This is a genomic window from Brevibacillus choshinensis (assembly GCF_001420695.1).
GTDB classification, from domain to species: Bacteria; Bacillota; Bacilli; order Brevibacillales; family Brevibacillaceae; genus Brevibacillus; species Brevibacillus choshinensis.
The window spans coordinates 633,784-646,539 of record NZ_LJJB01000013.1; the positions used below are offsets into that span (position 1 = coordinate 633,784).

A 12,756-nucleotide genomic window follows, 5' to 3' on the forward strand; every position below is an offset into this window, starting at 1 on the left:
TCTATAATCATCCTTGTTGTGCATGAGGTGAAAGCTATGAATATTAAGTTGACAGAGTTAGAGCATCGCAAGGGAGAGCCGTTACCGTTTCAGTTGACGCTCGATGCGACAGAACTGAAAAAGCGCCATCACGAGATCAGAGGAATTACTCCGGTCGAAGCGAAAGGCGAAGCGGTACAGCTAGGCAATCTCTATTATGTAAAAGGTGATTTGAAAGCGGACGTAGATTTTATATGCGCTCGTTGTCTCAATCCTTTTACACACCATGCGTCAGTTGCATTTTCCGAGACCTTTGCACCCGAAGATGATCCGATTCTTCGTGAGGATGAGGACAGTGACATTCTTCCGCTAGAAGGCGATGAGATCCAATTGGACTCACTGCTCCAGGAAGATTTTCTGCTCGCCATGCCGACCTTCCCACTTTGTGAGGAAGATTGTAAAGGGCTGTGCCCGACGTGCGGTGTCAATCGCAACGAAGTGGCCTGCAGCTGTACGAACGAACGGATTGACCCACGTTTAGCAGGGTTGGCTGATTTGTTCAAAGATAGCAACAAGTAGTCGTTCCTATTGTTTTCAAGATGGGACGCCGATCTTACCGATTGGAGCGTCTCATTTTTGAAGGATGGCATAAGCTTTCGCCTATACTATCCACCCAAATAGAGCATCTTAGCATTTGTCAGTTGAAGGAGGTGTAAGGAAGATGGCAGTACCTCAACGGAGAACTTCCAAAACCCGTAAAAGAATGCGTCGTACGCACTTCAAATTAGAGATTCCAGGCATGATCAAATGCGATAATTGCAGCGAATACAAGCTTGCGCATCGCGTTTGCCCAAGCTGCGGTCACTACAAAGGTGTGAAAGTAGCGAAGTAAGATCCGCTGCTCAAAAAGGCAAGGTGAGAAATCACCTTGTCTTTTTTATGTACAAAAAAGCTAAGTGCTAAATTGAAGAAACACTTACAATTACTTAAGAATGCTTATTTTTACTTGCGCGAGTTGCGAGAATGACTTACAATGATCATGAAATGAGTCGGTTGCAAATGGATGGAGTGGAAGATGATGTATCAAGAAGAGAGGCTTGCGGCCATCTTGCACTATTTGCAGGACCATCAGCGGATCAGTGTACAGGATGTGGTAGAGCAGTTCGGAGTCTCCCGTGATACGGCCAGGCGAGATATTGTAAAGCTGGAGGAACAGGGACAAATTCTCCGTACTCGTGGCGGGGCTATTTTGCCCACGCTTTCCAAGAAGAGTTATTCCTACCAGGAGCGCATGCAGCTCGATCTGACAGGAAAGCGAAGCATTGCAGCCATAGCGGCAGGTCTGGTCAAGAATGGTGACTACTTGTTGCTGGATGCATCCACCACTGTCCAGCTTGCCATCGAATCCTTGGAAACCACGGATCACGTCATCATCACAAGCTCACTCGCAGCGGCTTCCAGTCTCGCAGGAAAAAAGGGCTTTCAGGTAAAACTGCTAGGCGGAGATGTCCATCCCGAAGATCAATATGCATACGGTTCTCGTACGATTCAAAACCTCTCCGATTACCATGTTGATAAGCTGTTTATCGGGGCGTGCGGAATCACCCCTCATGGACTTGTTTCACCAACAGAGGAGTCCGGCTATTTGATTAAAGAAATGATGAAACGAGCTGATCAGGTCATCGTGCTGGCGGATCACTCCAAATTTGGCAAGTCGATGCTGTATCGAGTGGCAGAACTACACCAGCTGGACATCATTGTGACAGACCAAAAGCCGAATGCGGATCTGGTCGAAGCGCTGTTACGTCATGAAGTCGAGCTCCTGGTTGCAGAGGACATACACGAATAAGCGGGTAAACTTCACTTGGCTGGCGTGATTGGCTTTTAAATAGCGTGACAGCAAGTGAATTTATCAGAGGAAGTCCTTCTTACGGAAGGGCTTTCTCTTTTTTGGATGATGTTGTGTTCGGATATATGACGAGACCATAGTGCCATTTTCACCAACTTTGCTTGTAATTCAGGGAAACCTCCCTTATACTTTGTTTGGTACCAGGTATTAAAGACTGATCGCAATCATAGATAGGAATACATGAACCTTGCTGGGGGGGTGTCGAGCATCGCCCGCTTGCCGAAAAAAGATCGCCAGACTCGATTGGTGCAATCATTGCAAGAAAATCCTTTTGCGACTGACGAGGATCTGGCTGAGTTATTTCATGTCAGTATTCAAACAATACGTTTAGACCGATTGGAATTAGGGATACCAGAGTTGCGCGAGCGGATCAAATCGGTGGCAGAGAAAAGTCTGGACCCGGTAAAGTCTCTCGGGATTGATGAAGTCATTGGTGAGATCATCGATCTGCAGCTTGATTCCCAAGCGATTTCCGTTTTGGAAATCAAGGAAGAGCACGTCTTTTCACGAACACAAATTGCTCGTGGACACTACATATTTGCTCAGGCCAACTCATTGGCTGTGGCAGTCATCAATGCGGATGTGGCACTGACAGCGACGGCGAGAATTCGCTTCGTTCGACCTGTGCGGGCGGGTGAAAAGCTAGTTGCAAAGGCACTGGTACGGAGTCGCAACGGCGATGAGTGCAAAGTACGCGTAGAGACAAAAGTGCAAGGCGAATTGGTCTTTACCGCAACGTTCCGCGTCGTCGGAATGTCAGCTGTCCAATAAACGGCATGGTTGAAAACTAAGGAGGAGACTCGGTTGCGAATTGCAGTGGATGCGATGGGCGGAGACAACGCACCGCGCAGTACGGTGCAGGGAGCGTTGGCTGCCATCAAGGAAAACCCATCCATAACAGTTGTTTTGGTGGGAGATGAACAAGGCATTCGGAGCCATCTGCCGGGAGAGATTCCGGCAAACATTGAGATTGTACCTACTTCAGAAGTGATTGAAACGGATGATGAACCCGTGAAGGCAGTGCGGAAGAAGAAAAACTCTTCCCTCGTCGTAGCAGTCCAGATGGCACGCGAAAATTTGGTGGATGCTGCGATATCGGCAGGAAACACCGGTGCTCTCATGACAGCAGGGTTACTATATGCAGGGCGTATGGATGGGATCGAACGTCCAGCTCTGGCAGCCTTTATCCCGAATATTAAAGGGCGCGTGACATTGACGTTGGATGTCGGTGCCAATATGGACGCAAAACCGCATCATTTGCTGCAATATGCGCTGATGGGCAGTCTTTACGCGGAGCGCGTGCTTGGTTTTGAACGCCCGACTGTAGGACTGCTGAATGTGGGAACAGAAGAGGGCAAAGGGAACGAACTGACCAAGGCTGTCTTTCCGTTGCTTGCTGAGGCAGATCTGAATTTTGTCGGAAACGTAGAAGCTCGCGACGTCCTGCAAGGGGCATGCGATGTTCTCGTTTGCGACGGATTTGTAGGAAATGTTTTGTTAAAAGCTGTCGAAGGCTCTGCATCTACAATCTTTTCGCAGTTAAAGCAGGAGTTTACTTCCAGCCTGATTAATAAGGTAGGGGCGGCAATTCTCAAGCCAGGATTGATTCGCTTTAAAAAACGCATGGACTATGCGGAATACGGTGGAGCACCACTACTCGGCTTGCGCAGCCCTGTCATCAAGGCGCATGGGTCGTCTGATGAAAAGGCGATCAAGAATGCGATTGCCAGTGCTGCTCGCTTTGTGAAACAAGACGTCAACGAAATTATTGCGCAAGCTCTACAGAAAAATAGTACGGGAGAAAGCGAGTGAAGCAGATGAATGGCAAACGTTCAGTAGGTATTTTGGCAACTGGCTCCTACACCCCTGATCGGGTGTTGTCCAACTTTGATCTGGAGAAAATGGTGGATACTTCGGATGAGTGGATCGTATCGCGTACGGGTATTCGTGAACGCCGCATTAGTTCCCCGGATCAAGCTTCTTCTGACTTGGCGTACGAGGCAGCAAAAAAGGCATTAGCCAAAGCAAACCTGAGTCCAGAACAATTGGACTTGATTATTGTCGCAACCGTGACACCAGACACGATGTTTCCATCTACGGCTTGCATTTTGCAGGATAAACTAGGAGCGACTCGGGCGGCAGCCATGGATTTGTCAGCGGCTTGCACCGGCTTCTTGTATGGAATCACGACAGCGACCCAGTTTATCTCCAACGGCCTTTACAAATACGTGCTTGTCGTAGGTGTAGAGAGCCTTTCCAAAATTACAAACTACAAAGATCGTAATACATGCGTACTGTTCGGCGACGGCGCAGGTGCAGCTGTCATCGGTGAAGTTCAGGATGGCTATGGCTTCCAATCCTTTGAACTGGGTGCAGACGGATCGGGTGGACCATTGCTCTGCATGCCAGCAGGTGGTTCACGCATTCCAGCATCTAATGAAAGCATAGAAAACGATTTGCACTACCTCGCTATGGCGGGTGGTGAAGTTTTTAAATTCGCAGTTCGCGTGATGAACTCTGCGACTGAAGCGGTATTGAACAAAGCTGGCTTGTCAAAGGACGACATTGATCTCTTGGTGCCACATCAGGCGAACAAACGCATTATTGATTCGGCTGTACAGCGCTTTGGATTGAATGAAGACAAGGTAGTCATTAACCTCGACCGTTACGGAAACATGTCATCTGCTTCGATTCCGGTAGCGTTGGATGAAGCAGTTCAAGATGGGCGTGTAAAAGAAGGCGACCATCTGGTTCTCGTAGGCTTCGGAGGAGGTTTGACTTGGGGGGCAACGCTCCTGAAATGGTCAACCACACCTGTTGAAGGGAGCGAGAAGTAATGGGGAAAGTCGCATTCGTTTTTCCAGGTCAAGGCTCGCAATTCGTAGGCATGGGCCAGGCCCTTACCGAACAATCCGAGGCTGCACGTCTCGTATTTCAACAAGCGGATGAAGCACTTGGCTTTTCGTTATCGGGCCTGTGCTTTGAAGGCCCGGAGGAAGCGCTTCGTTTGACAGCGAATACTCAGCCGGCGATTTTGACTGCGAGTGTTGCTGTTTTGTCCGCTTTTCAAGAGAAACAGCCTGGTTTTCAACCGGATTTTGTAGCTGGTCACAGCTTGGGTGAATACTCCGCACTGGTTGCAGCAGGAGCTCTTTCTTTTGCAGATGCGGTGAAGACCGTACGTGCGCGTGGACAATTCATGGAAGAGGCAGTTCCAGCGGGTGAAGGTGCGATGTCTGCTGTGCTGAACATGGATCGTTCCGCATTGCATACTGTATGTGAAGAAGTGACCGCATCTGGACATCCGGTGCAGCTGGCAAACATGAACTGTGCAGGTCAAATTGTGATTTCCGGTTCGGCTGAAGGTGTCAAACTCGCAGGTGAAAAAGCGAAGGAAGCCGGAGCAAAACGCGTCCTGCCGCTCAATGTTAGCGGACCGTTCCACTCCAGCCTGATGCAGCCAGCTGCTGACAAGCTTCATGCCGTATTAGCAGGAGTCACTGTACAGGATGCCAAGATTCCTGTCGTGGCCAATGTCTCCGCAAGACCAGTATCGGAAGCACAGATGATCGTGGACAGTTTGGTTCAACAAGTGTCTGCTCCTGTTCTTTGGGAAGACTCGGTACAGTGGATGGTAGAACAAGGTGTTACGACCTTCGTTGAAATTGGCCCGGGTAAAGTGTTGGCTGGTTTGATCAAGAAGATTGCTCCTGCAGAGACGACCATTATTTCGGTGCAAGATATGGATTCATTGACAGAGCTGTTGAACGGAGGGGTACTATGCTAGCTGGAAAAACAGCCCTGGTCACAGGTGCATCCCGCGGAATCGGTCGTGCGATTGCATTGAAGTTGGCCGAAGCTGGTGCAAATGTCGTGGTGAACTACGCGGGTAGCGAGGCAGCTGCTGCGGAAACCGTAGCTCTCATCAAAGAATTGGGACGCGACGCTATCATGGTACGTGCGAATGTCTCCCAAACAGAGGAAGTAGGCGAGATGTTTAAGGCTGCTCTCGATCATTTCGGTGCGATTGATATCCTCGTGAACAACGCGGGGATTACTCGAGACAATCTTCTGATGCGCATGAAAGAAGACGAATGGGACGACGTCATTGCGACCAACCTCAAGGGTGTGTTCAATTGCCTGAAAGCTGCTACTCGTCCAATGATGAAACAACGCTCAGGCAAGATTATCAATATTACTTCGGTTGTCGGTGTGCTCGGGAATCCAGGTCAGGCAAACTACGTTGCTGCAAAAGCAGGTGTCATCGGTTTGACCAAGACTGCAGCGCGTGAGCTGGCTACCCGCGGAATTACCGTGAATGCGGTTGCTCCTGGCTTTATTGATACCGAGATGACTTCCGTTCTTTCAGATGATGTGAAGTCTAGCATGATGGGGCAAATCCCATTGGGGAGATTGGGGCAGACAGATGATATTGCTTCTGTCGTCCTGTTCCTGGCTTCAGATGCTGCGAATTACATGACAGGGCAAACGCTCCACGTAGATGGCGGTATGTACATGTAGTCATAGGTTTGAAAGAGTCTTCCCGACCAGATGCAGCGTGGATTTCTCCTCTTATCTATAAACTGGTTTTTTGGAAGCTCATCCACTATAATACGGGAGAGGGGGTGAAGCAAGATGGCAGATACATTGGAACGTGTGAAGAAAATCATCGTCGATCGTCTGGGTGTAGATGAGTCCAAGATTACTTTGGAAGCTTCTTTCAAAGAAGACCTGGGCGCTGACTCCCTGGATGTAGTAGAACTCGTAATGGAACTCGAAGATGAGTTTGATTTAGAGATTTCTGACGAAGATGCTGAAAAGATCACTTCTGTAGGTGAGGTTGTAAAATACATAGAATCTCAGAAGTAGGTCCATCAGTTGGAAGTCCCGTATCGTACGGGACTTCTCCTTCATTACCAAGTGTACATACCTGCAAATGCAAAAATCATGACCAGCTAAGTGAAGTAAACAGAAGCAGATTGCTGACTTTTATATAGAGGTGATCGTAATGAAACGAAGAGTGGTGATTACCGGCGTTGGAGTCATCTCCCCGGTGGGAAATGATGCGCAGACCTTCTGGAACAGTTTGTTGGAAGGGAAATCAGGCATTGATCGCCTGACTGCATTTGACGCTTCGGAGTATCCGACGCAGATCGCGGGAGAAGTCAAAGATTTCAACCCTGAGCTGTATATGGATAAAAAAGAAGTTCGACGTACAGACCGATTCGTTCAATTTGGATTAGCTGCTGCAAAAATGGCGATTGAAGACGCCAAGCTGGAGGTTACAGCTGAAAATGCGGAGCGAGTGGGTGTATACATCGGGTCGGGGATTGGTGGTCTTTCCACGTGGGAAGAACAGCATACGGTTTTGTTGGAGAAAGGTCCACGCCGCGTCAGTCCTTTCTTTATCCCTATGCTGATCGCAAACATGGCGTCTGGAGCGGTTTCCATTCAATATGGAGCTAAAGGTCCGACATCTAGTGCGATTACAGCGTGTGCGACAGGTACCAATGCAATCGGCGATGCGTTGCGCTTGATTCAGTTTGATCATGCAGACGTGATGATTGCGGGTGGAGCTGAAGCAACGGTACGTCCCATGGCATTCGCGGGCTTCTGTTCGGCCAAAGCGATGTCAACCCGTAATGATGAGCCACAAAAAGCGAGCCGACCATTTGACGTTGACCGTGATGGATTCGTCATGGGTGAAGGCGCAGGAGTAGTCATTCTGGAAGAACTGGAACATGCGAAAAAGCGTGGAGCCACAATCATCGCTGAAGTAATTGGGTATGGTATGAGTGCAGACGCGCATCATATCACGTCTCCATCACCTGGTGGCGAAGGTGCAGCTCGTTGCATGAACAATGCTTTGAAAGACGCTGGCATCGATCCGACTGAGGTCGATTACATCAATGCTCACGGTACATCCACCGATCAAGGTGACATCGCGGAAACGCAAGCAATCAAATCGGTGTTTGGTGAACATGCCTACAAGCTTGCTGTCAGCTCGACCAAGTCGATGACAGGCCACTTGCTTGGCGCTACAGGCGGGATTGAAGCGATTGCTTCTGCTTACGCACTGCGTGATCAAATCCTGCCTCCTACAATCAATCTGGAAAATCAGGATCCGGAGTGTGACCTGGACTACGTGCCGAATCATGCACGAAAAGCGAAAGTGGATGTGGCTGTTTCCAATACCTTTGGATTCGGTGGCCACAACGCTACGGTCATCTTGAAACGATACGAAGCATAAATGAGTCCTACTGATAGAATGAGTAGGAAGTCTCCTGGAATGGTGGTGAGGGTGATGAATTTTGCACAGCTGCAAGAGAATATAGGCGTACGCTTTCATGACGAGAGTGTGCTGCGGCAGGCATTCACCCATTCTTCCTACGTGAACGAGCAACGCGGAAAGCGGATACAAGACAATGAACGGCTGGAGTTTTTAGGTGATGCTGTCCTTGAATTGACAGTTTCTCAGTTTTTGTATAAAACATTTCCCAAAATGAGTGAAGGGGAAATGACGAAGCTTCGAGCAGCCATTGTTTGTGAACCGTCTCTGGTGAAGTTTGCTGAGCTGCTGAATTTCGGCGATCTCGTTCTGCTGGGAAAAGGGGAAGAGCTGACGGGTGGACGTCAGCGACCTGCCTTGCTAGCGGACGTTTTTGAAGCATTTGTAGGCGCCCTTTATTTGGATCAAGGGGTGGATGCAGTATTTACCTTTATGGAGAAATACGTCTATCCTCGGGTAGATAAGGGAGAGTTTGCCCAGGTAACCGACTTCAAGAGCCAGTTGCAGGAATTTGTTCAACAAGACAATCTGGGAGACATCCAATATCGCATCGTCGAAGAAAAAGGACCAGCTCATAATCGAGAATTCGTTTCTGAAGTTCTCTTGAACAATCGTTCGCTAGGTGTCGGCTCAGGCCGTTCCAAAAAAGAAGCGGAACAGCAGGCAGCTGCACGGGCATTGGTCAAGCTGGGAGATAAATAAGAAGATGCTAAAAGGGGGGCTGCACCAACTCTAGCCGAGTGGTGTAGCTTTCTCTTTTCCTCCCCGTAATCAAAGGGAAATTACTGCGAGACGTGCTCTTCTATGTTACACTTATGTCGATATGACGAAGCTGATTGTAGTAAGTTCCTGTCCGATACAGGGGCTTCTTTTCGAGCCATGTCCGATAGCCGAGATGCTATCAATCTCATAATTCAGAGAGAGGACTTGGTTCAAGCCATATTTCGGATGGGTTGTTAAGGGAGGACCGTCAGTATGTATTTAAAACGCCTGGAACTGGCAGGATTTAAGTCCTTTGCCGACCGGACGGAACTGGAATTTGTGCCAGGAGTGACAGCGGTAGTAGGCCCAAATGGAAGCGGAAAGAGTAATGTCTCCGATTCGATCCGTTGGGTATTAGGCGAGCAGAGCGCCAAGTCTCTACGCGGAGCAAAGATGGAAGATATCATTTTTGCCGGTAGTGACACCCGCAAGCCCGTAAATTTTGCCGAAGTGACGCTCACGTTGGACAATACGGACCGTTCGCTCGATGTGGAGTATTCGGAAGTCTCCGTTACCCGCAGAGTGTTTCGCTCCGGCGACAGTGAGTACTACATAAACAACAGATCCTGCCGTCTGAAGGACATCATGGAGCTGTTCATGGATACCGGTTTGGGAAAAGAAGCGTATTCGATTATCGGCCAAGGGAAAATCGAAGAAATTCTCAGTACCAAATCAGAAGATCGCCGCGGAATTTTTGAAGAAGCCGCGGGGATTGTAAAGTACAAGACGCGCAAACGTGAAGCGGAAAAGAAGCTCGATGAAACCGAGCAAAACCTCGTACGTATTCATGACATAGTTAGTGAAATTACCGAGCAAATCGGTCCCTTGCAGGAGCAAGCTGATACCGCACGCACCTACAAGGAGCTTCATCGCAAGCTGGTCGAACACGAAGTAGCCTTATATGTACAGCAGATCGAAGTGGCTCATGCCAAATGGGAAGCAGCGACTCAACGTGTTCAAGAGCTACAGGAACAGCTGGTCGGTCAATCGACAGAAGCATCCAAGCAGGAAGCGGATTTGGAGCAAGCTCGCTTTCACGTCACGCAGATTGACCAATCCATCGAAGAACTGCAGCAAGTTCTGTTGACGGTCAGCGAAGAGGCGGAAAAGGTAGAAGGTCAGCGCGAGGTTTTGCGAGAGCGTATGCGCAACCTGCATGCCAATCGCCAGCAGACGATGGAACAGATGCACCGGATCACCGAGAAGCAGCATGCCCTGGAGACAGAACTTGCGGAAGAGCAAGACCGTGCACAGGAAGCCAACCGACGGATGACGGAAGCCAATTCATCGCTCCAAGAAGCAGAGGGACAGTTTTTCTCGATGGTGCAGTCGCTGACAGATGATGTGGAACGGTTGAAAGGGGACTATTTCGAAAAACTTAACGAAATGGCCAACCTGCGTAACGAAATGCGTCATCAGCAGCAATTAGTGCAAACGAGTCAGGCGCGATTGGACCGTCAGCTGTCAGGAAAAGAACAGCTGGATCAAGAAGAACAACAACGCTTGGCCAAGCTGACCTCCCTAAAGGAGCAGCTCGAATCGATCGACCAGACGATTCAGGATACAGTCGCAGGCTACAAGGCATTGATGGAGCGAAATCGCGAGGGACAAGCCCGTCTGGAGGCCTCGCGCCGCGAGTTACGCCAATGGGAGCAAAAGAAGGAAGCAGCCAAGTCTCGCTTTGATCTCTTAAAAGAAATGCAGTCGGAGTTCGCTGGCTTCCAGCAAGGTGTAAAAGAAATTTTGAAGGCTCGTGAGCGAGGCTTTGCAGGCATTCACGGAGCCGTAGCGGAACTTGTCGTGGTACCACAGCAATACGAGACTGCACTGGAAGTAGCACTCGGTGGTGCTCTACAGAACGTTGTCGTAGAAAATGAGGGTGCAGGTCGAGCTGCTATCGCCCACCTCAAGAAACACAACGCCGGTCGTGCCACATTTTTGCCATTGGATGTCATTCGACCGCGCCAGCTTCAGTCTGACGACAAGCGTCAGCTGGCAAAAGAGTCGGGTGTTGTAGGGATCGCGAGTGAGCTGGTAACGTTTGAGGATACGTATCGTCCGATTCTGGAGTCGTTGCTCGGCAATGTGATCGTGACGGAAACGTTGGAACAGGCCAACCGGGTAGCACGTTCTTTAAGCTACCGCTATCGGGTGGTTACGCTCGAAGGGGACATTGTCAATGCAGGTGGTTCCATGACAGGGGGGGCGCTGAAAAAGAACAGTACCAACCTCTTGGGACGCAATCGACAAGCCGAAGAGCTGGAAGTACAAATGAACGAAATCGACCAGGCAATTTCTGGGCATACTACGCATATGGATCAACTGGCGAAAGAATTGCGCCAAATGGAGCAAGAACAAGAAGCGCTACGTTCTCAGGGTGAGGCTCTGCGCCTGAAGGAACAGGAAGTAAAAGGCAATCTCCAGCAAACAGAAGCAGAAGGTCGTTCCTTAGGTGAGCGTTCGAAGTTGGTTGAGCAAGACATTGCTGGTTACCGCCGTGAGATGGAGGACGCTCTGAGCAAGCAAGAAGAGCTGCAAGTGTCTTTGTCTTCCATGGATGCAGATGAAAAGAAGCTAGCAGCACTGATTGCGGCAGCCGAAGCCAAACGCCAGGAGCAGCTCGAATCCAAGGAAGAGATGAATCAGAAAATCACCAGTCTCAAGGTGCTAAATGCACAGGTCATGCAGGAATACCAGTCGCGGATCGAACAAACGGAGCGTTTGAACGAACAAAAAGGCACCTTGCAGAAGGAATGGGAAGAGCAAAACGCGACACTTGCCTCCCTCGATGAGCTAGAAAGAACCAACGAATCGTCTGGTTCCGAGCTGGATCAAAAAATTACCGAAATGCGGCAGGACAAGGATCGCGTAGCCGGGCTGATTCAGGAGCGCCGAAGCGAACGAGCTACCTTGTTCTACAAGCAGGAGCAGGTCGAGCAGCAAGTCAAAGAGATCCGCAGAGAAGTCAAATCGCTCGAAGAAAAGCTGCATCAGGAAGAGGTCAAAGTGAACCGCAATGAGGTCGAACTGGATCACTTGTTGAACAAACTCTCCGAAGAATACGAAATGAGCTACGATCTGGCGAAGCAAAAGTACCCCGCTCGTGGTGAGATATCCGAAGAGGTGCAGATTGTCTCTCGCCTGAAGAAACAGATTGGCGCATTGGGAACCGTGAATTTGGGAGCGATCGAGGAATTCGAGCGTCTGTCTGAGCGCCAGCAATTTTTGAGCTCCCAGGAAGCAGATCTGAACGAAGCAAAAGACATGCTCTATCAGGTCATCCAGGAGATGGACACGGAGATGTCACGCAGGTTCAAAGAGACGTTTGATGCGATATCCGAGCAGTTCCGCGATGTGTTTGTGAAGCTGTTCGGCGGAGGTCGTGCAGATCTTGTGCTCTCCAATCCGGAAAATCTGTTGGAGACAGGGATCGATATCGTTGCTCAGCCACCAGGGAAGAAGCTGCAAAATCTGGCATTGCTCTCAGGTGGCGAACGCGCCCTGACAGCGATGGCTCTACTGTTTGCCATCCTGCGCGTCAAGCCTGTGCCGTTCTGCGTTCTAGATGAGGTCGAGGCAGCGCTGGATGAGGCAAACGTGAACCGCTTTGCCGAATATATGCACCACTTCAGCAATCAGACCCAGTTTATTTGTGTCACGCACCGCAAAGGAACCATGGAGAGTGCAGATGTGCTCTACGGGATCACGATGCAAGAAGGTGGCGTCTCCAAGCTGGTTTCCGTGAAGCTGGAGGAGAGCGACAAATTTATCGAATCTGCTTCGTAATCTCTGTGACCGAACTATTATGACCCGCAAA

12 protein-coding genes are annotated in these 12,756 nt (G+C 49.6%); all 12 read left to right on the forward strand.

What is annotated here, in order from left to right:
• The first annotated feature begins 36 nt into the window (after nucleotides 1-36).
• The 12 genes from AN963_RS23245 (at nucleotide 37) to smc (ending at nucleotide 12,725) form a co-directional block, all read left to right on the forward strand.
• Nucleotides 37-558 carry a YceD family protein gene (locus tag AN963_RS23245; RefSeq protein ID WP_055746922.1) on the forward strand — a complete coding sequence of 174 codons (522 nt, stop codon included), beginning with the start codon at nucleotides 37-39 and terminating at the stop codon, nucleotides 556-558.
• A 142-nt stretch (nucleotides 559-700) separates the two neighbouring features.
• Nucleotides 701-871: a 50S ribosomal protein L32 gene (gene rpmF / locus AN963_RS23250; RefSeq protein WP_005834357.1), complete on the forward strand. Its 171-nt coding sequence runs from the start codon at nucleotides 701-703 to the stop codon at nucleotides 869-871.
• Between the two features lie 186 nt (nucleotides 872-1,057).
• Nucleotides 1,058-1,828, forward strand: a complete 771-nt coding sequence (locus AN963_RS23255) for a DeoR/GlpR family DNA-binding transcription regulator (RefSeq protein WP_055746923.1) — start codon at nucleotides 1,058-1,060, stop codon at nucleotides 1,826-1,828.
• 240 nt (nucleotides 1,829-2,068) lie between these two features.
• Nucleotides 2,069-2,659 (forward strand): transcription factor FapR, encoded by a 591-nt coding sequence (gene fapR, locus AN963_RS23260; RefSeq protein WP_055746924.1) that lies wholly within the window; start codon nucleotides 2,069-2,071, stop codon nucleotides 2,657-2,659.
• Between the two features lie 33 nt (nucleotides 2,660-2,692).
• Nucleotides 2,693-3,700: a phosphate acyltransferase PlsX gene (plsX, locus tag AN963_RS23265; protein ID WP_055746925.1), complete on the forward strand. Its 1,008-nt coding sequence runs from the start codon at nucleotides 2,693-2,695 to the stop codon at nucleotides 3,698-3,700.
• 5 nt (nucleotides 3,701-3,705) lie between these two features.
• Entirely contained in the window at nucleotides 3,706-4,725 is a 1,020-nt protein-coding gene (locus AN963_RS23270) for a beta-ketoacyl-ACP synthase III (protein ID WP_055747844.1), read from the forward strand.
• Complete coding sequence (gene fabD / locus AN963_RS23275; protein WP_055746926.1) at nucleotides 4,725-5,675, forward strand: ACP S-malonyltransferase; 951 nt, start codon at nucleotides 4,725-4,727, stop codon at nucleotides 5,673-5,675. Before AN963_RS23270 ends, fabD begins: the two co-directional genes overlap by 1 nt.
• Complete coding sequence (gene fabG, locus AN963_RS23280) at nucleotides 5,669-6,409, forward strand: 3-oxoacyl-[acyl-carrier-protein] reductase (RefSeq protein WP_055746927.1); 741 nt, start codon at nucleotides 5,669-5,671, stop codon at nucleotides 6,407-6,409. Before fabD ends, fabG begins: the two co-directional genes overlap by 7 nt.
• 114 nt (nucleotides 6,410-6,523) lie before the next feature.
• On the forward strand, nucleotides 6,524-6,757 hold the full coding sequence (acpP, locus tag AN963_RS23285; RefSeq protein WP_049738730.1) for an acyl carrier protein: 234 nt from the start codon (nucleotides 6,524-6,526) through the stop codon (nucleotides 6,755-6,757).
• 139 nt (nucleotides 6,758-6,896) lie between these two features.
• Nucleotides 6,897-8,138 (forward strand): beta-ketoacyl-ACP synthase II, encoded by a 1,242-nt coding sequence (gene fabF, locus AN963_RS23290; RefSeq protein ID WP_055746928.1) that lies wholly within the window; start codon nucleotides 6,897-6,899, stop codon nucleotides 8,136-8,138.
• Between the two features lie 54 nt (nucleotides 8,139-8,192).
• Nucleotides 8,193-8,879 carry a ribonuclease III gene (rnc, locus tag AN963_RS23295; RefSeq protein ID WP_330218853.1) on the forward strand — a complete coding sequence of 229 codons (687 nt, stop codon included), beginning with the start codon at nucleotides 8,193-8,195 and terminating at the stop codon, nucleotides 8,877-8,879.
• 273 nt (nucleotides 8,880-9,152) lie between these two features.
• Entirely contained in the window at nucleotides 9,153-12,725 is a 3,573-nt protein-coding gene (smc, locus tag AN963_RS23300; protein ID WP_055746930.1) for a chromosome segregation protein SMC, read from the forward strand.
• Nucleotides 12,726-12,756 lie beyond the last annotated feature (31 nt).